The sequence below is a fragment of the Glaesserella sp. genome, assembly GCF_041817755.1.
In the GTDB taxonomy this organism is placed as follows: Bacteria; Pseudomonadota; Gammaproteobacteria; order Enterobacterales; family Pasteurellaceae; genus Glaesserella.
This window is the reverse complement of the sequence record NZ_JBGYBX010000032.1, coordinates 1-21,807: the sequence shown is the minus strand read 5'-3', so window position 1 is coordinate 21,807 and position 21,807 is coordinate 1. Positions and strand designations below refer to the sequence as shown.

The following is a 21,807-nucleotide window of genomic DNA, read 5'->3' as shown; positions in this document are numbered from 1 at the left end:
GCGTTTCATTGAAATGTTACGCCCTTTCATTAAATTGCTTATCCAAAATCTCTTTTAACAATTCAAACACTTTTAATACCCGTGGAGCCGTGGATGTTTGATAAGGTCGATATAAATATAGTAGCCACGTCTGTTTTTCTACTTCAGGAAAAAGCTCCACAAGTTGGCCTGATTTAAGATAAGGTTCACATAAAATATTCAGCAATTGAGAACAGGTTCTCCCTGACAAGGCGGATTGTAACTCACTGAACATATCGCTACTGATAAAAACAGGATTAGTAGGTTGAAGATATTGCAATGAATTAATTTGCCATTTCCACGCACGTTTTAGTTTAGGGTTGAATAACACGCTTAATGGATACTGTTTTTCAAGATCTTGCAAAGTTTTCGGTAAATCTAACCGCTTGATCAAGGCAGGTGATGCCACAATTTTTTCATGTAACTGACAAATAGGTAGACCAATCCAATCTTCTTCGGGAGCAAGACAAATACGTAAGCCAATATCAATTTGATCATCCACAGCTTTTAGCTTATCTAAGTTTACTTGCCAATCAATGACCAAATTAGGATACGGTTCCAACGCTTGTAGCAATGCAAATAAAATTTGATCGTTCTGTGGCAAAGGCGGTAAGGTAATCCGAACCAAACCTTGTAATTGTTTTTCGCTAATTTGAGATGAAGCAAATAGGCGCTCCCCCTCTTGCAGAAATTGTAAGGCTTTTGGTAAAAATTGCTGACCAAATTCGGTTAATTTCACTTGTCTGGTATTACGTTTAAATAGAGGTTCTCCTAGTACAGCTTCCAATTCTGCGATTGTTCGGCTCACAACTTGTGGCGAAACGGCAAGGCGCTGAGCAGTTTCACGAAAATTTAAGGTTTCACTCGCAATACAAAAACAATGTAAGGCATCCAGTTTTGTGCATTCTATTTAGATAAAAACTGAATTACAATACGTCTACATTAACATTTTACGTATTTTATTTACGGATCAATTTATGACTGAACTAAACAAACAACCCGTTCCGGACCGTGCAGAACACAATGCGTTTTTTCCATCGGATTATTCGTTAAGCCTTTATACCACCAAAGTATCAGACTTTGACGGTTTTAAATTTGAAAAAGCCTATCAAGGTAAGAAACATAAAGTCTTGATGATCGCCTCTGACGAACGTTATTTAGAAATGAAAAACGGCAAACTGTTCTCAACAGGTAACCACCCAATAGAAACTTTATTGCCAATGTTGCATATTCATCACGCTGGTTTTGAAATTGATGTGGCGACTTTATCGGGCAATGCGGTGAAATTAGAAATGTGGGCAATGCCAACGGAAGATAAAGCGGTGATGGATTTGTATCACACTTATCTACCGAAATTACAAAAGCCAAGCAAACTGGCGGATATTTTGGCTGATGTAACGGCAGAAAACTCGCCGTATTTAGCGGTATTTATTCCGGGCGGACACGCGGCTTTACACGCTATTCCATTCAGCCGTGAGGTAAAATCGGTACTAAATTGGGCATTGGCGCAAGATAAACATATCATCACGCTTTGCCACGGACCAGCGGCATTATTAGCGGCTACTGTGGACGAAAAAGCGGAAAATTATCCGTTCAAAGATTATGAAATTTGTGTTTTCCCTGATGCCTTAGACGAAGGGGCGAATATTGAAATTGGCTATATGCCGGGCAAATTGCAATGGCTCTTAGCGGAAAGACTGACACAATTAGGCGTAAAAGTGATGAACGAGGGCATTAGCGGTCAAGTTCATCAAGATCGCAAGCTCTTAACCGGTGACAGCCCTTTAGCCTCAAATGCGTTAGGTATTTTAGCGGCTAATGAGCTGTTACAAGCTGTCAGTAAATAATAAATAACGGGGCATTTGCCCCGTTTTATCATTTTGCTAGACTCCAAATCTCCACACTTTCAAAAATAAAAGTACCGAACGGTTTCTGTTTAACCGCTTGAATTAACGCGCTAGCCAATACAGCGGTCGGCATCGGTTTCATGTTTTGCAACAAGCCGATTTTATTCAACCCGTTTAACACCCTAATCGCCCAACGTTCGCCGGCTCGGTCGGTATTCGGGCGAATCAGCGACGGCGGTCGGAAGATCAGCAATTGCGGAAAGCCCAGTTGCATGATGTCTTGCTCGAGTTGCCCTTTCATTTGCGTATAGAAGAAACGAGAGCGACTGTCCGCATAGCCCGATGACACCAGCACACAACGTGGCACGCCGTTTTGGCGTGCAATCTTGGCAACATCATATTGGTACTGATAGTCGATTTTCCATTGCGCGGCTTTGCTGCCTGCAGCTTTAAGCGTGGTGCCCAAACAAGAAAACAGCACATCGCCACGCACTTTATCTTGCCACGTTTGCGGTTGGTCAAAATCAATCACTTCCACCGTCAATTTAGGGTGTTGCAACGACATTGCTCTGCGCACAAACACGATCACTTGCGAATAATCGGGATTGTCCAGTAACTGCTGAACGAGAGCCTGCCCCGTTGCGCCTGTAGCACCGATGATCATCGCCTGCATATAGCCTCCTTATTGGCTTTTTTCCATCGCTTTACGAGAAAGTTTAAGTGCCATTTTACGTGGTAAAAATGGAAATACCCAATCAATAGCAAATTTTAATTTACCTTCATTAAATGCCACCAACTGCCCATCTAACATTGCTTGATAGCCACATTCGGCAACAGATTTTGCGGATTTTGCATTCTCCAACGTTTTTACACCTTGTAAATCGCCAGCAATCATAAAGCCTGTATCCACAGCTCCCGGACAAAGTGCGGTGACAGTCACGCCGAATTTCGCCACTTCTTCGGCAATCGCTTGACTGAAGGACGTCACATAGGCTTTCGTTGCATAATAGACCGCTTGCAACGGTCCCGGTAAGAAGCTGGCGGTTGACGACACATTTAAAATTTTACCGCGACGGCGTTCCACCATGCCTTTCAGATAAAAATGGCTGAGTTCGGTTAAAGCGGTGATATTTACTTGGATCATTTGTTGCTCTTTTATCAATTCACGTTCAAAAAAAAGACCGTGCCCGCCAAAACCGGCATTATTGATTAAAATATCCACCGTAATGCCTTAGGGCTTCCGTCATTTCAAAAATCGTTTGAGCGGCATTCGGCTGTGCGAGATCCTGCGCAATCACCCACGCCTTTATACCGTATTGGCTTTCCAATTCATAAGCCAGTTGCGCTAATTTGTCTTCAGAACGCGCCACCAATACCACGTTGCCGCCTTTTTGTGCGTGAATTTTTGCCAGTTCCAACCCGATACCGTTTGATGCGCCGGTAATTAATGCTGTTTGTGTCATATGTAACCCTTATAAATAAATGATTGGTCAGTCAATTAAATTGGTAAAAAATAAGCGGAATCTGACCGCTTGTTTGCCTGTTAGTGATGAGAAATCGCTTTCCACATCATGGTAAAACCGAGCGTTTTATAAATATCACGCTTGGTCGGTTCTTGTAAAATCTGCTGAATCGTCGCTTCAACCATCGCTTCCATCATTTTGATTGCAAACTCCAGCGGTGGGAAAAAAAGCTTATCCGCTTCCGCTGTACTGAACATCTGTTGCATCGGCAAAAAGATCTGCTTCGCTTCTTGTCGAGATTCTTCCGTAAGAATGGTTGAAACCTCTAACTGTTGCAAGGTTTGGCGTGCTTCTCGGTGCTCAATACCCCAATCGATATAGTGATTCCATAAATGTAACAACTGCGATGCAAATTCCGATTGCGGAAAATTCGGCATTACCGCTTGGGCGATGTGGCGTTTAATCTCCAAATAAGTGGCATTGAGCAACGTTTCTTTACTCTCAAAATAGGTAAATAACGATCCTGTTGCCACGCCGGCATTTTTTGCAATCAACGCCGTGGTTGCCGATAATCCTTGCGTCGCAATCGTCTGAATTGCCGCTTGAATTAAAGTATTGCGTTTATCCGAACTTAACGGACGAGCCATATCGATCTCCATTAAATGATTAATTAGTCATTTATTATAGAGCGGAAAAATGAAAACGCAAGAGGGAAAAATAAAATAAAAACAAGCGGTCGGATTTTCGTGAAAATTTGCAAATGGCAGTACGGCTGAATTGTCTCTTCAGTTTTACTAAATTCTCTTTCGGTCGAAATATGTTTATCCTATTTTCACCTTCAATTTATCAGGAATAATACAATGAAAAAATCGCCCGCACTTTTTGTCGGACACGGCAATCCGATGAATGCGTTGGATCCGCAAAATATCTTTAACCAAGGTTTTCAACAGATTACCTCAACCTTTGAGAAACCGAAGTTGATTTTATGTATTTCCGCTCATTGGTATAGCGCAAAATTGCAAGTGATGGGGGCGGAGAATCCGCCGATGATTTACGATTTCCACGGCTTTCCGCCTGAATTAAGCGAGATTGTTTACCCGGCGAAAGGCGATCCTGAATTTGCTCGACATATTCAAGCGTTACTGGCGCCCGAACAGGTGGAAATTAATCCGACTCGAGGCTTCGATCACGGCGCTTGGGCGGTGTTAAAATATCTTTATCCGGAGGCGGATATTCCCGTGGTTCAGCTCAGTTTGGATCGCACTAAATCGCCGCAATGGCATTATGAATTGGCGAAAAAATTACGTCCGTTACGCGAACAAGGCGTGTTGATTTTAGGCAGCGGCGATATTGTGCATAATTTAAGGGCGATCAGTTGGGAACATATCGATCAAGTGGGCGCCGGTTACGATTGGGCGTATCAGTTCAGAGATGAAATCAATCAAGCCATGCACGAACATAATGATGAGGCGTTAATCCATTTTGAGCAGTTTGGCGAAAGCGCTGCGCTTTCCGTCCCAACTCCCGATCATTATTTGCCGTTGCTTTATGTGATGGCGCAGCGTGATGAAAACGACGACATCACTTTGTTTAATGATGAATTGATCGCAGGATCGCTCAGTATGACATCGGTGTTGGTTCGGGCGAAAAGTTAGTGGCGAACCGATAAAGTGCGGTCAAATTTTAAGACGTTTTTGCCAATGAAAAAACTCGCTGAAATTTGACCGCACTTTTAGCTTTCAGTCAGCCTGAAACCGTTTTTGCCACTGTTTCGGGCTGATGTGATGTTTCGCTTTAAAGTGCTGGCGGAAGGCGGTGGCGGAATGAAAACCGATTTGATGGGCGATTTCTTCAATGCCGAGTTTGGTGCTTTCTAATAATTCTCGCCCTTTTTGTAACCGCACTTCAATCAGCCATTCGGTCAATGCCATTCCCGTTGCTTTGCGGAAATGGCGGGTAAAGGTGCTACGGCTCATCATTAACTTTTCGGCGAGTGTGTCAATGGAATAATCTACGTTTAGGTTGGCTCGCATCATGTCTAGCCATTCGTTGATGTTTTCATTGGCGGTTTTACGAGTGATGGGCTGTTCAATAAATTGTGCTTGTCCGCCTTCCCGATGGGGCGAGATGACCAACAAACGCGCCAGTTGATTGGCAATTTTTACCCCATATTGGCGGCGAACAATCGCTAGGCAACAATCCAACCCTGCCGCTGTGCCTGCGGAGGTAATGATGTTTTCATCTTCAATATAAATGGCGCTGCAATCTAATTTCACTTGCGGAAAACGTTGCTTGAAATCCGCTTCGCCCAGCCAGTGCGTAGTGGCTTTTTTGCCGTTCAACAAACCTGCATAGGCAAGGGGATAAGCGCCGTAACACAATCCTACAACGGTTGCACCACCCAGTGCCGCTTGCTGCAATGCCTGCGTTAAGGCGGCAGACGGCATTTGTTCCAACTTGTCCCAACCGATCATCACAACCAAATCCGCTTGTTCCAACAAACTCAAATCGCCGTCTGCCTGAATAATGGCTGGCTTGGATTGAGTAACTGTTGGGTTTTCTGCGACCACTTTCACGTTAAATAGCGGCTTGCCGTCAATTTCGGTAGAAAACACCATATAAGGCACGGAAAAATGAAAAGGGCTAAATTGGGGATAAAGCACTAAGGCAACGGTTGGAATAGACATTTTTTACTCGCTGAATAAATTTGACCTGATTTTTACGATTTTTGAATTATAAGTCAATGTTTTTCATTTCTCATTGGTTTCATAATACCCCCATCGTAAACAAGCGGTTTAATTTATCTTATTTTTTACAAAAGGAAACACAATGAAACTGAAATCTCTTATTTTTGCTTTAATAGCAACCACCGTTGCAACCACGACTCATGCTGAAATTAGCTATCAACATATCCGTAACGCCACCGCTAAAATTGAAATGGCAGGCAGTACATTTTTGGTCGATCCTTATCTTGCACCGAAAGGCAGTTACGCAGGCTTTGAAGGCACCATCAACAGCCAAAAACGTAATCCGTTGATTGATATGAAAGAACCTGTAGAAAAAGTGCTTGAAGGCGTAGATGCCGTGATTGTTACCCACACCCACGCCGACCACTGGGACGAATACGCACAAAAAGTGTTACCGAAAACCTTACCGATTTTCGTACAAAATGCAGGCGATGCACAAATTATCCGTTCACAAGGTTTTAAAGATGTGCGTGTAGTCGGCAAAAATACCGAATTTAACCAGGTGAAATTAAGCAAAACAGGCGGACAACACGGCACGGATCAAATGTATGCTATTCCGCAGCTAGCTGAATTAGCAGGCGAGGCAATGGGCGTGGTGATGCAAGCAGACGGCGAAAAAACGCTGTATATCGTAGGCGACACCATTTGGAATGAAGATGTGGATTTTGCACTCAACCGCTATAAACCTGAAGTCATCGTAATGAATACAGGCTACGCTCAACTACAAGGTTTTTCAGACAGCATTATTATGGGTAAAGCCGATGTCGCCAAAGCTCGCCAAGCCGCCCCGAAAGCTGACATCATTACCGTGCATATGGATGCCGTCAATCACGCTGCCGTTACTTCTGATGAAATGCGAAAATTTGTGAAAGAACATAAATTAAGCAAGGTTGCTGTGCCGAAAGAAGGCGAAGTGTTGAAATACTAAAAATCAGAAAAAGTGCGGTCAAATTTTAAGAAGTTTTTGCCAATGAAAAAACTCGCTGAAATCTGACCGCACTTTTCACGTTAATGTTCAAAGATCAAGGTGCAAAAGTCATTTTTACCTTTCCTGTTCCCACCGCATTTTTTAGTTTGTCCGCGTTTTGAATTTTGCCTAAACGGGTATAACGATAGGACGAATGGAAACTTTCGTAAAACACCACTAAGGTATCGCCGCCCCAAAGCATAATATCGCCGGCCTCAATCCGACCGACCGCTTGGTCTTGGCGGCTTAAGGATTTTGGTAGTTCGGCAAATTTTTCATTGTGCAAATGATCTTGCATATTGAGCGTTAAAGGCAAAAGTGCAGTCAATTCTTTTGCTGCTTGTGTGTCGGCTAATTCTGCGTTGAACGTAGATTGTCCAATGGTGATATTCATTGTATTTCCTTGATATTTAACGGTATTTTCGGCTGCTATGGCAGCGTTCTGGGTCATAAAGATCGAAAGCAATAAGCCGAGTAGTCCTGTTCGCATTGGTTGTTACCTTAAAAAGACGTTAATCATACTTACGGCACACCCACCGCTTTTGAACCAAACACCACAGGATTGGTTTCAATCATTTTACGTGACACAATCATCTCTTTTGCGCCATTGAGCCACGCTTGAAAATGGGGTGAAGCACGGTGTGCTTGATAGGCGGTTTCATCGGCATAGGCTTCCACGATATAAAATTTGTTTGGGTCGGTTTTGTCGGTCATCACATACATTCCCAATACGCCTTGCTCGGTATTGACCGATTGGCGAATATTGTGTTTGCCTAATTCGGTAAATTTTTCCACGCTTTCGGGGCGGATTTGCATTTCAAAAATACGGATAATCGGCTCGGCTTGGGTTGATAAACTCATTGTTAGTCCTAATAGAAAAGCCAGTTTTTTCATTGTGTTACACCTATAACGAAATCATTTGTAGGGGCAAATCATATTTGCCCGGATGTCCTCACGATTGTTTTGGGGCAAATGTAATTTGCCCCCACAATAGAAATTTACCAAGGTTGAGTAGTCGGACCCAGTGTAAATTCAGAAATATTGGTATCTTCGGGTTGGTTTAACGCAAATGCCACCACGTTTGTCACACGTTCGGCGGGGATTTCGTAAGTATCATATAAACCGCGCATCGCTTCAGCCATTTCAGGATTAGTAATACTTGCCACTAATTCCGATTGCACTGCCGCTGGATAAATGGTTGCGGTACGAATGTTCGTGCCTGCTTGTGCGCTTTCCATTCGCAGTCCTTCCATAATCGCTTTAACCGCCCATTTCGTGCCGCAATAGACGGCACAGCCAGGATACACTTTTAAACCTGCAACGGAAGAGGTTGCTAAAATATGTCCTGATTTTTGTGCTTCAAACGTTGGTAACACAGCGGCAATTCCGTTGAGTACGCCTTTAATATTCACATCAACCATCGCATTCCAATTATCCGTTTCAAGCGCGGAAAGCATAGAGTTTGGCATTAGCCCTGCATTCAAGAAAATCGCATCCACTTTGCCGAAGGCGGATTTGGCTAACGCCACTAAGGCTTGATTGTCTTCCGGTTTAACCACATCGGTCACACGATACACCGCTTCGCCACCGTTAGCTTTAATGTTGTTTACGATGGTTTGAAGTTTATCTTCACGGCGTGCGCCCAGCACCAATTTTGCACCTGCTTGCGCCAGTTTATAAGCGGTCGCTTCACCAATACCACTACTTGCACCCGTAATAATCACGACTTTGTTTTCAATGTTGTTCATTTTGCTCTCCTGTTTGGTTTTGATGGGGGTATTGTAGTGGGCGGGTGATTGCACTACAATCAATAAAAATAGAATTGTCTATTGTCAAAAAGAGAATAATAAAATGAACAAACTCGATGCGATTAAATATTTTTGCCTTGCTAGCGAAACACTGAATTTTCGGGAAACGGCAATGCAGTTGGCGGTTTCGCCTTCGGTAGTTACTCGTGTGATTGCGGAATTGGAACAGGAATTGGGCGAGCAGTTGTTTAAGCGGAATACGCGCCAAATTCGGCTGACCAATTTTGGTGAGCAATTCTTGATTAAGGCAAAACAGTTGCTGGCGGACACCGATAATCTGTTCAAACTCGGCAAGCAACAGACAGACGAAATGGCAGGCGTGGTGCGGATTACTTTTCCCCGTTGGCGTGAGAATGACAAGATTTTGGACGAACTGTTGACCGCACTTGCGCCCTATCCGCAGTTGGTGATTGATTGGCGTGAGGATATGACCAAATTTGATGCGGTGGAACATCGCATTGATATTGGCTTGCGTATCGGACCTGAACCGAACCCGAATTTTATCGTGCGAAAAATTGCTGATTTGCAAGACTGGATTGTGGCGTCCCCGAAATTACTGGAGCGATTGGGTACGCCGAAAGATTTAGACGATTTACAGCGAAATTTCCCGTTTTCCTTGCCGATTAACGTAGAAACAGGGCGTGCGTGGGATTTAACAATGAATGACGAGCAAAAATTGCTACCGAGAGAAGTGCTTTTTTATAGCTCCGATCCCGAGTGCGAGCTAAAAGCTGTATTGCGTGGCAATTTGGTGGGCTTTATCAGCGAGCTGTTCTGCAAGCCTTACTTTGCCAGTGGCGAGTTAGTCAAACTCTTCCCCGAAATTCCCATTGATAAATGGCAGCTGTACCTATACCGCCCCTATCAAACCATTACCTCGCCAAGAGTGCTGTTTGTATTTGACCGCTTGACGGAAATCTTGAAAAAGCGTTATACATAAAAGTGCGGTGGGATTTTCACGAGATTTTGCCATTTGCAAATTTCTCTCAAAATCTTACCGCTTGTAAGGTGCGTATGAACGCACCTTTTTATCGCAAATTGCAAAAGGTGCGTTAGCAAACGCACCCTACTAGAAAATTTTTCAAAATTCATTTCCTTAACTTTCAATAAGTTAGAATTAAACCCCAAACCTTACATTTTTGTAAGTACTTCCATAAAATAAGTTAAGCATCTATACTGCTCTCAAATTACTTACTTTTAGGAAGTAAAACAAAATGCTGTTTATCTTATTACTCATTTTGAGTGCTATCTTTATTTTTGCGGTTCGGCAGAAACCGCGTTTACTGCATTTCGGCACCTTCCGTTTTGCTAAAACGATTACCCACAATCAACAGCGTTTTTATTTGGAAGAAGTGGCGTTTGACAATCGGCAGCAAGCTATTCACGGTTATTTTCAGCTTGCGCCCGCTTTGCAAAATTATGGCAAGGTGCAAGAAACGGCGTACGATTTTTTTGATTTTTATTCGGTGGTGTTGCGGTTTGACGACTGTACGATGAAACTGGTGCGGCGGCTGGACAATGTGTGTTTAATCAAAAGCGAAACGCCGATGTCTATTGCCGAATTTGAACAACAGATTGCCGACATTGCTTATCGGGAGGTTTAAGATGTTACAACAAGCCAAACAACATATTGAAAATGCAGATTTTATTTTAATTGGTGCGGGAGCAGGTTTTTCTGCGGCGGCAGGTTTAACGTACAGCGGCGAGCGGTTTACCCAACGTTTTCAGCCGTTTATCCAGCGTTACGGTATGCAGGATATGTATTCGGCGGCGTTCTATCCCTTTGAAACAGAAGAAGAAAAATGGGCGTATTGGGCGGAGCATATTTGGGCGAACCGTTTTGAGCCGCCGGCGTTGCCCTTGTATCAACAGCTGCTTGCCTTGGTGAAAGACAAAAATTATTTTGTGATTACCACTAACGTGGATAGCCAGTTTGCCAAAGCAGGCTTTGACCTTGATAAACTCTTTGAAGTGCAAGGCAATTACGGCGAATTGCAATGTGCCAAGCCTTACCATTCGCAGGTTTACGACAACGAAACGCTGGTGCAAAAATGGCGTTCGCAGCAAAAAAATTGCCAAATTCCCACCGCACTTGTGCCGAAATGCCCTGTGTGTGGCGGCAAAATGGCGATGCACTTACGTGTCGATCACCGTTTTGTGGAAACGGAACAATGGCACGCCGCCCAACAGCGTTATGCCGCATTTGCCGAGCAAGCAATGCAGGGCAACACGGTGTATTTGGAGCTGGGGATTGGCTTTAACACGCCGACCATTATTCGTTACCCTTTTGAACAGATGACCTACCGCAATCCGCAGGCAACGCTGATTCGGTTAAATCGGGATCACCCCGAAGGCTTTGCGGAAACGGCGAAACAGACGATTTCTCTTACGGAAGATTGTGCCTATATTTTGCAACATTGGCTAACAACGTCAGGCTGATTATTTGTTTTCTTCGTAAATTTATTCTGCCACAAACGCTTGCGTTTGAACGTTGCTTTAGCAACGGCACGAAGTGTGAGCGTAAGCGAATAAATCTCCCCTACCCCCTCTTTGCTAAAGAGGGGAATTAGAGCAAGCAGCAATTTAATATTAAAGTTCTTCAAAACAATTTTTGATTTTCAGATGAACCTATAATCTTCTTCGATCTGATCCCCCTCTTTAGCAAAGAGGGGTTAGGGGAGATTTGTTTACAAAGGAAAATCTTATGGAAAATAAAGTAACACAACTTATCAAATTCCTTGATCCCGATATCAATATTCCCACATCAACAACGGAAAAACGCCAACTGTTGCGAGCCTTGATGAACATTCGTCCGCCGCAAGCGGAAACAGCGGAATTTTTGGCGTTGCAAGATAAGCTGTTACAGCAAGAAGTGGCGGAAAAAGGCGTGGTGTCGCTGGCGGATTTAACGCCTATTCAACCGCAGATTTACCTATGGAAAGGCGACATCACAAGGCTCAAAGTGGGGGCGATTGTGAATGCGGCAAACAGCCAACTGCTCGGCTGTTTTCACCCCTTGCACGCCTGTATCGACAACGCCATTCACTCGCAAGCAGGCGTGCAACTTCGCCTTGCTTGTGCCGAATTGATGGCGAAACAAGGGCATTTAGAACCCACAGGGCAGGCAAAAATCACCCCAGCGTTTAACTTGCCGTCCGATTACGTTTTGCATACGGTCGGACCGATTATCATCGGTGCGTTATCGGCAAAAGATGGCGAACTGCTCGCCGGTTGCTACCGCTCTTGCCTAGAACTCGCCAAGCAACACGGTATTGAGAGCGTTGCCTTTTGTTGTATCAGCACAGGCGAATTTCGTTTCCCTAATCGAGAGGCGGCAGAAATTGCGGTGAAAACCGTCAAAGCCTTTTTAGCCGACAACCCACAAATGAACGTGGTGTTTAATGTGTTTAAAGATGTGGATTGGGAGATTTATCGGGGGTTGTTGGGGTAGATGGATGGAAAAGGGCGGTGGGATTTTAGCGAGATTTTGCAATTAGCAAATTTCTCCCCAAATCCCACCGTTTATCTTTTATTCAATCTTAAACAGCATCACAAATCAAAAGTCTGAACTACATTCACATGCAAACGCACATCTACATTTCCGCGTGTAGCATTAGAATAAGGGCAGACGGCATGGGCTTTTTCAATCAACTGTTTTGCTTCTTCTACGCTTAAACCTGCAACAGTAATCGTAATATCCAAATCCAAACTAAATGCACCGTCTGCTTTTTGACCGATGCCTACGCCCACGGTGGTGCTGGATGAAGTGGGTTTTAAACCCAAACTCGGGGCAACATGGTTCATTGCACTGTCAAAGCAGGCAGCGTAGCCCATGGCAAAAAGTTGCTCAGGATTGGTGCCAGCTTTGCCGCTTTCGTTTTGAAAACTCACCAAATCAAAGCCGATGGAGCCGTCATCTACTTGAGTGCGTCCGTCCCGCCCGCCGGTTGCGGTTGCTGATGTTTTGTAAAAAATTTTCATATTTTTTCCTTTTGTTTTATTGGGTTAAAGGTTTAGGCTGGTGTGCTGTCTTAACTTATTTGCAAAGCGATAGCAACACTCGTCCTCCTGAATAAATGTTGAACTCTATTCTATTGATTTTCTATTAATGGGCGTATATGATTTCTGCAAAATGCTTGCCTAATTCTCTAAATGATGATGTTTTCAGAAAACACTTTACAGCGACTGCTTCATATCATTCCGCATAATCAGACCTATCATTCTCCGATTAAAGGACTGGTTATTCATCATAGCGATCAGCCGTTTTCCTATGAAAATGTGATACAAGAGCCGAGTATTTGCATTGTGATAAACGGCGAGCGTGAAGTGCGGTTGGGAGAGCAGTCTTTTTTGTTTGATCCGCGACATTTTATGTTTTGCCCTGTGGATATTCCGATGTGCGGTAAGATTGTTAAGGCAACACCCGATGAACCTTTTGTGGTGTTATCAATGAAAATTGATTTGCAGACAGTCAATCAAATTCTGTTTGAACAACAGTTACCCATTGCAAAATCTGAGATAAATCCGACCGCTTTCACGCAATGGCATTTGAATAACGAATTGGAAAACGCTTTTGAGCGCTTATTACTCTTGCACGAAAATCCAAGCGACATCGCTTTTCTTGCACCGCTGATTCAACAGGAAATCTATTATCGGCTACTTAAAGGCGAGCAAGGCAACAAACTGAAGCAGATGGTCAGTTTTGGGTCTAATACGCAAAAAATCGCCAAAGCCACTCGGTATTTGCAACGGCATTTTCGTGAAACGGTGCGCATAGAAACGCTGGCGGAATTATGCGGAATGTCCATTTCGGGATTTCATCATCATTTTAAAGAAATCACCACACTGTCGCCGTTGCAATATCAAAAATCACTGCGTTTAATGGAGTCTAAGCGATTGATTTGTCAAGAAAATCCACCTATCGCCGAGGCGGCATATCAAGTCGGCTATGAAAGCCCCAGCCAGTTTAGCCGAGAGTACAAACGCTATTTTGGCGTTGCCCCGAGTGTGCAGGCGGGGGGATAAGAAAGTGCGGTCGGTTTGCAAAACGTTTTGTGAAAACGATCGCTTGTCGGGGGCGTTTAAATGCCTTTTTTACAACAAATCGCAAATGGTGCGTTGGCAAATGCGCTCCAAACCACTGACAAACCCCATACGAACCGTATAGGGTTATTTAATCTGAGTCGCTCTGCGGCTCTTCCATTCAGCCCCGGCGGGGCTGGGTTTAATGAACCTAGCACGGCTTGTGCTAGGTTATTTATTAAAATTAACTTTGTCAGCAATCCGTGATGCGTTAGCAAACATGCCCTACGAAAAATTTTTCAAATCTATTCCTTTTAGTTTCAATCGGTTAAAAATTATTTTCAAGCTTACATTTTTGTAAGTACTTTTAAAAAGTAAGTTATGGATATATACTGCATCACATCAGCCAATCGGCAATCTTAATCAACTTAACAGAAGGAAAACAACATGAAAAAAATCGCAGTTATCGGTGCAACAGGTTATGTAGGTAGTGCAGTCGTAGCAGAATTAGCTCGTCGCGGTCATCAAGTCACCGCGTTTGCGCGCAATGCCGACAAAGTGGCAAAAGCGGACAACGTGCAAGCGGTCAGTTTTGATGTAAATTCTGCGGATTTTGCACAGCAGTTAAAAGGGTTTGATGCGGTAGTGAGTGCGTTTAACCCAGGTTGGACAAATCCAAATATCGCCGAAGATTTTACTCGTGGAGCGAATGCGATTACCGAAGCAGCAAAAGCGGCACAAGTGCCGTATTTATTAGTGATTGGCGGAGCGGGTAGCTTATATGTTGCACCGAATGTGCAACTGATTGACACAGACGCTTTCCCGAAAGAGATTTTTGCCGGGGCTAATGCGGCGCGTAATTTGCTCAGCGACTTGCGTGATCGCCGTGATGTCAACTGGGCGTTTATCTCTCCACCGGCGTTATTAGGCGCCGATGCCGGTTTCAGCGAAGATCGCACGGGCGAATACCGTTTGGGCGGCGACGATTTACTGATGGTTGGCGACGCGCCGGCAGGCATCAGCGTAGCAGATTTAGCCATTGCCATTGCCGATGACGCGGAAAAACAGGCGCACTTGTTTAAACGTTTTACGGTGGCAAAAAAGTAGTTTGAAATAACGTAAAGTGCGGTCGAATTTGCAACAGTTTTTGCAAAGGCGACCGCCTGTATCACGCCACTTCCACCCTTTTCCCAATATCCTTCAACTTCGACAATTCTTCCACCAATCTTGGTGCGTCATCAAGGCTGATGGCGAAGGTCCAGAGATAAGTAATCACCGCATAAATATGCCCTGCGGTGACGCCTTGTTTGAGGGTTAAAACCGTGAGCGTCACGCCGAACAGCACGCACATTGCCACACCGATACACAAAAAGCTCAGGGCTTCTCGGTTGGAAATCAGGATACGGAAACGCTCCACCAAGCGATAATGTTTAATCAGCTCGCTGTTTTTGGCACGTTCCACTCTATCCACTTCTTTTTCAAGGCGGTTGTTGAGTTTGAAGTACAGGCGGTCATTGACCTTCACATAATGGGGCAACAGCAAGCCAAAGCCCACCACAATCAACAATGCCACCACGCCCGACCAAAACTCAATCAACAGCAACATTACCACCGCCCCGATAATCGAAAACGCAGAAGTAATCAAGGTCGGCAAATGGTGTTCAAAGAAATTGACGAACTCACGGGACAACGCCACACGAGCGGTGGTGGTTGAAGTGTCCATGCCTTTAATCCGCTGGTTTAAAATCACCGGCACGGCAAGTTCCGTGTAAATACGAGTGAAGGCACGAGTGTCCACCGCACGGCGAGCCGCCCCCACGCCCCAAATAATCAGCACCATCAAGGCGTAAGCGAGCGCGGAAACCAGTTGCCCGTTTAGCACCGCATTCACCGCAAAACTGCCCACCAAAGGATAAATCAACAACAGCAAATTTTCCGCCGCTACCAAGCCGAATGTGGCGAACAGCCGTTTTTTATGTTGCAAAGCAAGGTTTTTGAGCGAACGGAACATTGTTGGTTCAAGGGTGGTTTCAAGATTTTCTAAGGACATCAAGCCACCGTATCCGTTTTGTCGATTTGCTCACGGCAAACCGTGCAAAATTCCGCCAATAAAGCAAACAGTTGAGCGGTCTTTTTCTCGCCTAATTTTGCAAAAGTTTTATCCGCCAACTGCTGTGTCGCCTGCCAAACCGGTTCCGCCTTCGCCTTGCCGTCTGCGGTTAAACGCATCATTTTTTCCCGTTTATCCACCGCACTTTCGCTAAACTCAATCCAGCCTTTTTCCTTATATTCCTTGCATACGTTAAACACCGTCTGTTTCGGCAACAGCCACTCATCGCAAATCTGCTTTTGCGTACACTGCCCACTTTCCGCCGCCGCCAACGAATACAGCACCGCAAAATGGTTATAACCTAAGCCTAATTTAGCAATCCAAGCGTCCATTGTGGCATCTACTTCACTGATTCGTTTGCCTAGTTTGTCGAAGTTACTCATATTAATAGTCTTAAAAATTACTAAATAAAATGCTATTTTAGGTGTGAGAAAGAGAAAAGACAAGGAAAAAATAGTCTTAAAATTTACTGGATTTAGAGGTGAAGTGCGGTAGAATTTTGCGAAGTTTTTTCAGTTTGCAAATTTCTTTTCAAATCCCACCGCTTTTCTTTATGAGATGAACTGTGTAGTTAAAAGATTTTAGCGACACAATGACCTACAAACATTTTCCATTTGAATCAACTTATTTTTAGGTATAGAATTTTGTTCATTAGTATTGAACGGTTTTGTTCATTATTATTGAATAGTTTTATTCGTTTGCATTAAACGATTTGTTGGGGGATAAAATGTTATTAAAAACAGAGATAAAACAAGCCATTCAAACTCAGCAGAGTAAGTTGTTGGAACAAAAAACATATCCACGTCAAATGCTTAGCAGTATTAAAGTGCTACCTGATTTTGCTTTGGTTGTGTCGGGTATTCGCCGTAGCGGAAAGAGTACGTTATTAGCTCAACTCATTGAAAAACAAACGGAAAACAGCTATCTCTTTCTCAATTTTGATACACCGCAATTATTTAATTTTGAATTTAGCGATTTTGCATTGTTAGATGAAATTATTGCGGAGAATGCCCAAATCCAAACGCTTTATTTTGATGAAATTCAGATTATTGAGGGTTGGGAAGTTTACGTGCGGGGCAAGCTCGATCAGGGCTATCAAGTGGTGGTAACAGGTTCAAATGCCTCTTTATTAAGTCGTGAACTCGGTACAAAACTTACGGGGCGGCACATTAGTCGTGAGCTTTTCCCTTTCTCTTTTTTGGAGTTTTGCGAGTTTCTTGGCAAAGAAAAAAATGCCGATACCGTGGCGGATTATCTTCATCTAGGCGGCTTTCCGCAATATTTGCAATTCAATGAAGACGAGATTTTGAATGTACTTATCAACGACATTTTGTATCGCGATATTATCGTGCGTTTCGGTATTCGTGATGAGCGTTCAATGAAGCGTTTGCTGCTTTTCTTAGCTGGCAACGTGGGCAATTTGATTACCGCCAGCAAACTCAAACAGAGCCTTGAAGTCAAAAGCACCGCCACTGTGCAGGAATATCTCTCGCATTTAGAGCAAGCCTATGTGATCAGCTTGCTACCGAAGTTTTCCTATTCTTACAAAACACAACTGGCTAATCCGCGCAAAGCCTATTTCATAGACAATGGATTGCAGCGTGTCATCAGCCCGTCTTTCACTCAAGATCAAGGAAGAAAGCTAGAAAATGCAGTATTTTGGGCGCTAAGAAGACAATTTTCAGAGCTGTATTATTACAACGAAAACAACAAAGAATGTGATTTTGTGGTATGTAAAAACAGCTCGCCCGTACAACTTATCCAAGTTTGCTGGCAATTAAGTGCAGAAAATATCGCTCGTGAACGTGATGGATTGATTGACGCAATGAATTTCTTCCATTTTGAACAAGGCATAATCATCACTTTTGATCAGGAAGATAAGATGATTGTAGAGAACAAAACCATTGAAGTCGTGCCGTTTTGGAAGATGTTTGGGCAATAACATTCCTACGATTGACTATGTGAAAAGTATGCAGGAATTGATTGATGAAATAAGGAAAATGCTGTTTGAGTTTACATTCAAACGGCATTTACTTTCGGGCTTTTTATAAAGAGCGGTCGGATTTTGCGAAGTTTTTTCAGTTTGCAAATTTCTTTTCAAATCCTACTGCTTGCATTTCCATTTCTTAAACCACTCGATCCAGCCTCATCTTCACTTCCTTCCACTGCGGCATCACTTGCCCCATTAATCGATAAAAACGTTCGCTGTGGTTGTGTTCGGCGAAGTGGCAGAGTTCGTGCAAGATCACATAATCAATGCATTCTTTCGGGGCTTTGATTAGGTGGGGGTTAAGGCATAGTGAGCCTTGAACGGAGCAACTTCCCCAACGGGTTTCCATTGTGCGTAAGCGAATGTGAGGGATTGTCGTAACCCAAAAGGTTTGCGGTAGCAGCCAATTTAAACGTTCGGCAAAAATCTGTTTGGCTTTTTGTCGATACCATTTATCCAAACATTGTTGGACTTGTCGTGCTGTTTTTCCTCGCACAGACACCTCCAACTGCCCACGCCATAAGCGGACTTGGTTGGGTTTATTTGGCGTTTCATATACTTTTAACAGATATTGTCGCCCTAGATAACGATGGCTTTCGCCGCTGATATATTGCCGTTCAACAAGCGGTGGGGTTTGTTGAAAAAATTGCAACTGGTCGGCAATCCATTGACTTTGTTTGCTAATGGCAAAAATTAGCTTATTTCTGACCGCTTGTGGCGGCACATAAGCAATAATGTCGCCCGTGGGCTGCACGGTTAGGCGTAGCCGTTTATATTTGGCATTCTTGATTAAGCGAACGGTAAAATGCTGGTCGCCATAAGGAATGATAACCCGATCAAACTTATCCATTTGAACGCCCAACTCGCACAATTTGTACTATCCGTTCGACAATCTCTTTGGCTTGTAACATACCGCTGCCGTTGGCTTGGCAGATTTTAAATATCATCGGCAGTAACTGTTTACGAATGTCTTTTTCCACTTGTTCAAGGTTGATGGAATGTTCGCTTAAACAGCGTAAAACCGCCTGATCGATCTCAAATGCCAAATCTACCCAAAAGCCTTCACCTTGCGATAGGGTTTCAGGTAAAACTGTTTTAAATACACCGAAATAGGCTTGTGCCGCATAGTTGCCGCCAAAACGGTCGGGAATATCGGGCAATTTACGTTCTGCCATTTGTTCTTCAAATTCTTTAAACAGCAGATATTGTTTTATCGGGTGGTCGAACAAGGCTTCGGCTTCTTCAATGGCTTGTTGCAATAATTCGGAAAAACGGGCTTTGGCATAAGGATCGTTGTCAAAATCAATCTCAAGGCTACGAGCAATACGAGAGCGAATTTTATCGGCTTCGTTGCGTGTTTTGGTGTCGTTCCACGTTTGATATTCCGTTTTGCCCATTTTATTGACCGCATAAATGCCGTCTGCTTCTTTTACGCCTAAGGCAACAACGTGCTTATCGATTAATTGCTCAACTTGATGGGCATATTCGCGATAATCCACTTGCTCGCCGGCGTCCTGTTGTGCCAAACGGCGTAGTTGGGCAAAAAAGGCGGCGGTGTTTTTATATAAAGTGCGGTCGGCATCGGTAAAGTTTTTGTCTTGATAAAAGGTTTCCGACTGCAATGCCACCTGTAAACAGCGGTTAAAGGCAGTTAAAGCTCGGTAAAAATCATCGCGTATTTTGCTGTTTTTATCGAAAAACAGACCGCTTGTTGGGTCGAGTTGCATAGTTGGAATGAGCTGGCGGCGAAGTTGTTCAAGATCCATTGTATTTTCAACCTCGGCAAACATTGCCCAAAGTGCTTGATACAAACTCGGCAAACGCAGATATTCGCTTTGCATTGAGCAATAAAGCCCAGCTAAATCCTCAATGGCATAACCGCCTTGTGTTCGGTTGGCTAAATCTTGGTATTTGGCAATCGTTGTGTCCAGCTCTTTTAAAATGCCCCGATAATCCACCAACAGCCCGTACTCTTTTTGTTTATGCAAGCGGTTTACCCGTGCAATTGCTTGAATAAGGTTATGTTGTTTTAACGGCTTATCAATATACAACACTGCATTGCTCGGCTCATCAAAGCCCGTGAGCAACTTATCCACCACAATTAGTAAACGCAACGGACTGTCAGGATCGGCAAAACGACTTAACACTTGTTGCGTGTAACGTTCTTCATCGCCCTGCACGTTGGCTGCCCACCAACGCACCACTTCATCACTTGCCTGTTCGTCAAGCTGCGTATTTCCTTCACGGCTGTCAGGCGGACTGATCACCACCGCACTTTCAAACAGCCCAATCTCGTCCAAATACCGCTGATAACGAATTGCTGTCGCTTTGCTTTCGCACGCCAGCTGACCTTTTAAGCCTTGCGGAATTTTATTCGCCAAATGTTCCGCAATATCTAAAGCGATTAAATGAATACGGTCATCAGCTTGATAAATCTGCCCTTTACGCGAGAATTTACGTTTTAAATCCGTTTTTTGCTCTTCGTTTAACGACTTGGTGATCCGCTCAAACCAGTTATCAATCGCCTGTTCATTCACCGACAATTCAGGGATCCGCTCTTCATAAAGCAGTGGCGTTACCGCTTTATCTTCCACCGCACGTTGCATCGTATAAGCGTGAATGATGTTGCCAAATTTTTGTGTGGTTTCATCGTCTTTTAACAACGGCGTGCCGGTAAAAGCAACAAAAGCCGCATTAGGCAAGGCTCGCCGCATTGCCATATGATTTTCTCCGCCTTGGGTGCGATGTCCTTCATCAATCAACACAATAATATTCGCACTCGGATTAAAACATTCCGCTTGATTAATCGCCGTGTTAAATTTCTGCATTAACGAAAAAATAATGCGTTCATTGCCGGAACCGATTTGCTCGGCTAGTCGCTTGCCGGTAGTTGCCATTGCATTCTTACGATCTCGCTTGGTTGCCAGTTCACCGCTGTTATAAAAAGTGCTGCTCAACTGATGTTCTAAATCCACCCGATCCGTTACCACGATAATTCGGCACTGTTTTAGGGCTGGGTGGAGCAATAAGGCTTTCGAGAAAAAGACCATCGTAAACGATTTGCCCGAACCTGTGGTGTGCCAAATCACGCCGCCGTTTCTCGCCCCTTTTTCGCTTTGCGACATTACCCGATCGATTAAGCGTTTCACCCCAAACACTTGCGGATAACGGGCGATAATGCGGCTGTGCGATTTGCGATCAAACAAACTGAAATAGCGGATCACCTCAAACAAACGATCTTTGCGTAACAGGCTAATCAGCAAGCTGTCTTGCCCTGTTACGGCTAATTTTCCCTGAGCGGTGAGCTGTTGATACCAAGCCTGATCGTCAGATTTTGGTAAAAGAGCGGTCAGATTTTCGGCAGAAATAGCAAGGTTTTTGAGTTGGCTCATTTCCAACTCGGATTGTTCTTCTTCACGCCACGCCGCCCAAAATTTGGCAGGGGTCGCACAAGTGGCGTAACGCCCGTCATAACCATTAACGGCTAACAATAGTTGGGCATAGGCAAAAAGGTGGGGAATTTCGGCAGGGCGTTGATTGCGTAAATGTTGAGAAATGCCTTCTTCAATGGTACTTTTCGGTTTGCCGTCCGGGCGTTTGGCTTCAATCACCACCAGCGGCAAGCCATTGACAAAACAGACTAAATCAGGCGTACGCACCGATGAACCGTTAGCGTTCGCTACGCTAAATTCTTCAGTAAAATGAAACCGATTGTTTTCAGGGTTTTCCCAGTCAATAATCGGCACAGTGCAACTGATTTTCTTACCGTCAATAAATTCGGTAACGGTAATGCCGTATAACAGATGATTATAAAAATGCTCATTCGCCCCCACCA

At 44.0% G+C, this 21,807-nt stretch carries 24 protein-coding genes; 10 read left to right on the top strand and 14 right to left on the bottom strand.

All coding sequences use genetic code 11. The annotated features are described in order from the left end of the window. Window positions 1-16: 16 nt before the first annotated feature. A complete protein-coding gene (locus tag ACEYKX_RS03980; RefSeq protein ID WP_373767240.1) occupies window positions 17-928 on the bottom strand; it encodes a LysR family transcriptional regulator in 912 nt (303 codons plus the stop codon). Window positions 929-995: 67 nt separating this feature from the next. Here ACEYKX_RS03980 and hchA point away from each other — a divergent pair, with 67 nt between their 5' ends. Beyond that, the gene (hchA, locus tag ACEYKX_RS03975) at window positions 996-1,865 is read left to right on the top strand and encodes a glyoxalase III HchA (protein ID WP_373767194.1); all 870 of its coding nucleotides are present in this window, start codon (window positions 996-998) and stop codon (window positions 1,863-1,865) included. Between the two features lie 28 nt (window positions 1,866-1,893). Here the strand turns inward: hchA and ACEYKX_RS03970 are convergent, their stop codons facing one another. From ACEYKX_RS03970 to ACEYKX_RS03955, 4 genes are all read right to left on the bottom strand, one after another. Next, window positions 1,894-2,538 carry an NAD(P)H-binding protein gene (locus tag ACEYKX_RS03970; protein WP_373767193.1) on the bottom strand — a complete coding sequence of 215 codons (645 nt, stop codon included), beginning with the start codon at window positions 2,536-2,538 and terminating at the stop codon, window positions 1,894-1,896. A 9-nt stretch (window positions 2,539-2,547) separates the two neighbouring features. After that, window positions 2,548-3,087 carry an SDR family NAD(P)-dependent oxidoreductase gene (locus ACEYKX_RS03965; protein WP_373767192.1) on the bottom strand — a complete coding sequence of 180 codons (540 nt, stop codon included), beginning with the start codon at window positions 3,085-3,087 and terminating at the stop codon, window positions 2,548-2,550. Further along, complete coding sequence (locus ACEYKX_RS03960) at window positions 3,068-3,328, bottom strand: SDR family NAD(P)-dependent oxidoreductase (protein WP_373767191.1); 261 nt, start codon at window positions 3,326-3,328, stop codon at window positions 3,068-3,070. Before ACEYKX_RS03960 ends, ACEYKX_RS03965 begins: the two co-directional genes overlap by 20 nt. An 80-nt stretch (window positions 3,329-3,408) precedes the next feature. Then, window positions 3,409-3,975 carry a TetR/AcrR family transcriptional regulator gene (locus ACEYKX_RS03955; RefSeq protein ID WP_373767190.1) on the bottom strand — a complete coding sequence of 189 codons (567 nt, stop codon included), beginning with the start codon at window positions 3,973-3,975 and terminating at the stop codon, window positions 3,409-3,411. A gap of 213 nt (window positions 3,976-4,188) precedes the next feature. Between ACEYKX_RS03955 and ygiD the strand changes: the two genes are divergently transcribed. Continuing rightward, window positions 4,189-4,983, top strand: coding sequence for a 4,5-DOPA dioxygenase extradiol (ygiD, locus tag ACEYKX_RS03950; protein WP_373767189.1), 795 nt, complete (start codon window positions 4,189-4,191; stop codon window positions 4,981-4,983). 84 nt (window positions 4,984-5,067) lie between these two features. Here ygiD and ACEYKX_RS03945 read toward each other — a convergent pair whose 3' ends face one another. Beyond that, on the bottom strand, window positions 5,068-6,015 hold the full coding sequence (locus tag ACEYKX_RS03945; RefSeq protein WP_373767188.1) for a GlxA family transcriptional regulator: 948 nt from the start codon (window positions 6,013-6,015) through the stop codon (window positions 5,068-5,070). A gap of 142 nt (window positions 6,016-6,157) precedes the next feature. On the opposite strand from ACEYKX_RS03945, the gene ACEYKX_RS03940 reads away from it, so the two are divergent. After that, window positions 6,158-7,003 (top strand): MBL fold metallo-hydrolase, encoded by an 846-nt coding sequence (locus ACEYKX_RS03940; protein WP_373767187.1) that lies wholly within the window; start codon window positions 6,158-6,160, stop codon window positions 7,001-7,003. Between the two features lie 94 nt (window positions 7,004-7,097). Here the strand turns inward: ACEYKX_RS03940 and ACEYKX_RS03935 are convergent, their stop codons facing one another. The 3 genes from ACEYKX_RS03935 to ACEYKX_RS03925 form a co-directional block, all read right to left on the bottom strand. Next, window positions 7,098-7,532 carry a cyclophilin-like fold protein gene (locus ACEYKX_RS03935; protein WP_320862854.1) on the bottom strand — a complete coding sequence of 145 codons (435 nt, stop codon included), beginning with the start codon at window positions 7,530-7,532 and terminating at the stop codon, window positions 7,098-7,100. A gap of 32 nt (window positions 7,533-7,564) precedes the next feature. Next, a complete protein-coding gene (locus ACEYKX_RS03930; RefSeq protein ID WP_373767186.1) occupies window positions 7,565-7,903 on the bottom strand; it encodes a putative quinol monooxygenase in 339 nt (112 codons plus the stop codon). A gap of 137 nt (window positions 7,904-8,040) precedes the next feature. After that, entirely contained in the window at window positions 8,041-8,790 is a 750-nt protein-coding gene (locus ACEYKX_RS03925) for an SDR family oxidoreductase (RefSeq protein ID WP_373767185.1), read from the bottom strand. Window positions 8,791-8,893: 103 nt separating this feature from the next. On the opposite strand from ACEYKX_RS03925, the gene ACEYKX_RS03920 reads away from it, so the two are divergent. The 4 genes from ACEYKX_RS03920 to ACEYKX_RS03905 all read left to right on the top strand — a co-directional run bounded on the left by ACEYKX_RS03920 (window position 8,894) and on the right by ACEYKX_RS03905 (window position 12,301). Continuing rightward, complete coding sequence (locus ACEYKX_RS03920; protein ID WP_373767184.1) at window positions 8,894-9,790, top strand: LysR family transcriptional regulator; 897 nt, start codon at window positions 8,894-8,896, stop codon at window positions 9,788-9,790. A gap of 274 nt (window positions 9,791-10,064) precedes the next feature. Then, the gene (locus tag ACEYKX_RS03915) at window positions 10,065-10,454 is read left to right on the top strand and encodes a hypothetical protein (RefSeq protein WP_373767183.1); all 390 of its coding nucleotides are present in this window, start codon (window positions 10,065-10,067) and stop codon (window positions 10,452-10,454) included. A 1-nt stretch (window position 10,455) separates the two neighbouring features. Further along, a complete protein-coding gene (locus tag ACEYKX_RS03910; RefSeq protein WP_373767182.1) occupies window positions 10,456-11,289 on the top strand; it encodes a Sir2 family NAD-dependent protein deacetylase in 834 nt (277 codons plus the stop codon). A 265-nt stretch (window positions 11,290-11,554) separates the two neighbouring features. Further along, window positions 11,555-12,301, top strand: coding sequence for a protein-ADP-ribose hydrolase (locus ACEYKX_RS03905; protein WP_373767181.1), 747 nt, complete (start codon window positions 11,555-11,557; stop codon window positions 12,299-12,301). A 98-nt stretch (window positions 12,302-12,399) separates the two neighbouring features. Here the strand turns inward: ACEYKX_RS03905 and ACEYKX_RS03900 are convergent, their stop codons facing one another. Continuing rightward, window positions 12,400-12,831, bottom strand: a complete 432-nt coding sequence (locus ACEYKX_RS03900; RefSeq protein WP_373767180.1) for an organic hydroperoxide resistance protein — start codon at window positions 12,829-12,831, stop codon at window positions 12,400-12,402. Between the two features lie 177 nt (window positions 12,832-13,008). Between ACEYKX_RS03900 and ACEYKX_RS03895 the strand changes: the two genes are divergently transcribed. Beyond that, the gene (locus ACEYKX_RS03895) at window positions 13,009-13,875 is read left to right on the top strand and encodes an AraC family transcriptional regulator N-terminal domain-containing protein (RefSeq protein ID WP_373767239.1); all 867 of its coding nucleotides are present in this window, start codon (window positions 13,009-13,011) and stop codon (window positions 13,873-13,875) included. 444 nt (window positions 13,876-14,319) lie between these two features. Continuing rightward, window positions 14,320-14,979 (top strand): NAD(P)-dependent oxidoreductase, encoded by a 660-nt coding sequence (locus ACEYKX_RS03890; RefSeq protein WP_373767179.1) that lies wholly within the window; start codon window positions 14,320-14,322, stop codon window positions 14,977-14,979. A 61-nt stretch (window positions 14,980-15,040) separates the two neighbouring features. Here the strand turns inward: ACEYKX_RS03890 and ACEYKX_RS03885 are convergent, their stop codons facing one another. Together ACEYKX_RS03885 and ACEYKX_RS03880 are read right to left on the bottom strand one after the other, a co-directional pair. Continuing rightward, window positions 15,041-15,922 (bottom strand): ABC transporter six-transmembrane domain-containing protein, encoded by an 882-nt coding sequence (locus ACEYKX_RS03885; RefSeq protein ID WP_373767178.1) that lies wholly within the window; start codon window positions 15,920-15,922, stop codon window positions 15,041-15,043. After that, window positions 15,922-16,365 carry a MarR family winged helix-turn-helix transcriptional regulator gene (locus ACEYKX_RS03880; RefSeq protein ID WP_373767177.1) on the bottom strand — a complete coding sequence of 148 codons (444 nt, stop codon included), beginning with the start codon at window positions 16,363-16,365 and terminating at the stop codon, window positions 15,922-15,924. Before ACEYKX_RS03880 ends, ACEYKX_RS03885 begins: the two co-directional genes overlap by 1 nt. A 344-nt stretch (window positions 16,366-16,709) precedes the next feature. Here ACEYKX_RS03880 and ACEYKX_RS03875 point away from each other — a divergent pair, with 344 nt between their 5' ends. After that, window positions 16,710-17,924, top strand: a complete 1,215-nt coding sequence (locus ACEYKX_RS03875; RefSeq protein ID WP_373767176.1) for an ATP-binding protein — start codon at window positions 16,710-16,712, stop codon at window positions 17,922-17,924. A gap of 184 nt (window positions 17,925-18,108) precedes the next feature. Here ACEYKX_RS03875 and ACEYKX_RS03870 read toward each other — a convergent pair whose 3' ends face one another. Beyond that, entirely contained in the window at window positions 18,109-18,822 is a 714-nt protein-coding gene (locus tag ACEYKX_RS03870) for a M48 family metallopeptidase (RefSeq protein ID WP_373767175.1), read from the bottom strand. Next, window positions 18,815-21,807 (bottom strand): type I restriction endonuclease subunit R (locus ACEYKX_RS03865; RefSeq protein ID WP_373780510.1); only part of this gene is annotated, 2,993 nt, incomplete at its 5' end. The genes ACEYKX_RS03865 and ACEYKX_RS03870, both read right to left, overlap by 8 nt.

What these genes read in the sequence shown, in the direction of transcription:
- hchA (WP_373767194.1), top strand. Translation starts at nt 996, where the DNA reads ATGACTGAACTAAACAAACAACCCGTTCCGGACCGTGCAGAACACAAT.
- ACEYKX_RS03970 (WP_373767193.1), bottom strand. Translation starts at nt 2,538, where the DNA reads ATGCAGGCGATGATCATCGGTGCTACAGGCGCAACGGGGCAGGCTCTC.
- ACEYKX_RS03960 (WP_373767191.1), bottom strand. Translation starts at nt 3,328, where the DNA reads ATGACACAAACAGCATTAATTACCGGCGCATCAAACGGTATCGGGTTG.
- ACEYKX_RS03955 (WP_373767190.1), bottom strand. Translation starts at nt 3,975, where the DNA reads ATGGCTCGTCCGTTAAGTTCGGATAAACGCAATACTTTAATTCAAGCG.
- ygiD (WP_373767189.1), top strand. Translation starts at nt 4,189, where the DNA reads ATGAAAAAATCGCCCGCACTTTTTGTCGGACACGGCAATCCGATGAAT.
- ACEYKX_RS03945 (WP_373767188.1), bottom strand. Translation starts at nt 6,015, where the DNA reads ATGTCTATTCCAACCGTTGCCTTAGTGCTTTATCCCCAATTTAGCCCT.
- ACEYKX_RS03940 (WP_373767187.1), top strand. Translation starts at nt 6,158, where the DNA reads ATGAAACTGAAATCTCTTATTTTTGCTTTAATAGCAACCACCGTTGCA.
- ACEYKX_RS03935 (WP_320862854.1), bottom strand. Translation starts at nt 7,532, where the DNA reads ATGCGAACAGGACTACTCGGCTTATTGCTTTCGATCTTTATGACCCAG.
- ACEYKX_RS03930 (WP_373767186.1), bottom strand. Translation starts at nt 7,903, where the DNA reads ATGAGTTTATCAACCCAAGCCGAGCCGATTATCCGTATTTTTGAAATG.
- ACEYKX_RS03925 (WP_373767185.1), bottom strand. Translation starts at nt 8,790, where the DNA reads ATGAACAACATTGAAAACAAAGTCGTGATTATTACGGGTGCAAGTAGT.
- ACEYKX_RS03920 (WP_373767184.1), top strand. Translation starts at nt 8,894, where the DNA reads ATGAACAAACTCGATGCGATTAAATATTTTTGCCTTGCTAGCGAAACA.
- ACEYKX_RS03915 (WP_373767183.1), top strand. Translation starts at nt 10,065, where the DNA reads ATGCTGTTTATCTTATTACTCATTTTGAGTGCTATCTTTATTTTTGCG.
- ACEYKX_RS03910 (WP_373767182.1), top strand. Translation starts at nt 10,456, where the DNA reads ATGTTACAACAAGCCAAACAACATATTGAAAATGCAGATTTTATTTTA.
- ACEYKX_RS03905 (WP_373767181.1), top strand. Translation starts at nt 11,555, where the DNA reads ATGGAAAATAAAGTAACACAACTTATCAAATTCCTTGATCCCGATATC.
- ACEYKX_RS03900 (WP_373767180.1), bottom strand. Translation starts at nt 12,831, where the DNA reads ATGAAAATTTTTTACAAAACATCAGCAACCGCAACCGGCGGGCGGGAC.
- ACEYKX_RS03895 (WP_373767239.1), top strand. Translation starts at nt 13,009, where the DNA reads ATGTTTTCAGAAAACACTTTACAGCGACTGCTTCATATCATTCCGCAT.
- ACEYKX_RS03890 (WP_373767179.1), top strand. Translation starts at nt 14,320, where the DNA reads ATGAAAAAAATCGCAGTTATCGGTGCAACAGGTTATGTAGGTAGTGCA.
- ACEYKX_RS03885 (WP_373767178.1), bottom strand. Translation starts at nt 15,922, where the DNA reads ATGTCCTTAGAAAATCTTGAAACCACCCTTGAACCAACAATGTTCCGT.
- ACEYKX_RS03880 (WP_373767177.1), bottom strand. Translation starts at nt 16,365, where the DNA reads ATGAGTAACTTCGACAAACTAGGCAAACGAATCAGTGAAGTAGATGCC.
- ACEYKX_RS03875 (WP_373767176.1), top strand. Translation starts at nt 16,710, where the DNA reads ATGTTATTAAAAACAGAGATAAAACAAGCCATTCAAACTCAGCAGAGT.
- ACEYKX_RS03870 (WP_373767175.1), bottom strand. Translation starts at nt 18,822, where the DNA reads ATGGATAAGTTTGATCGGGTTATCATTCCTTATGGCGACCAGCATTTT.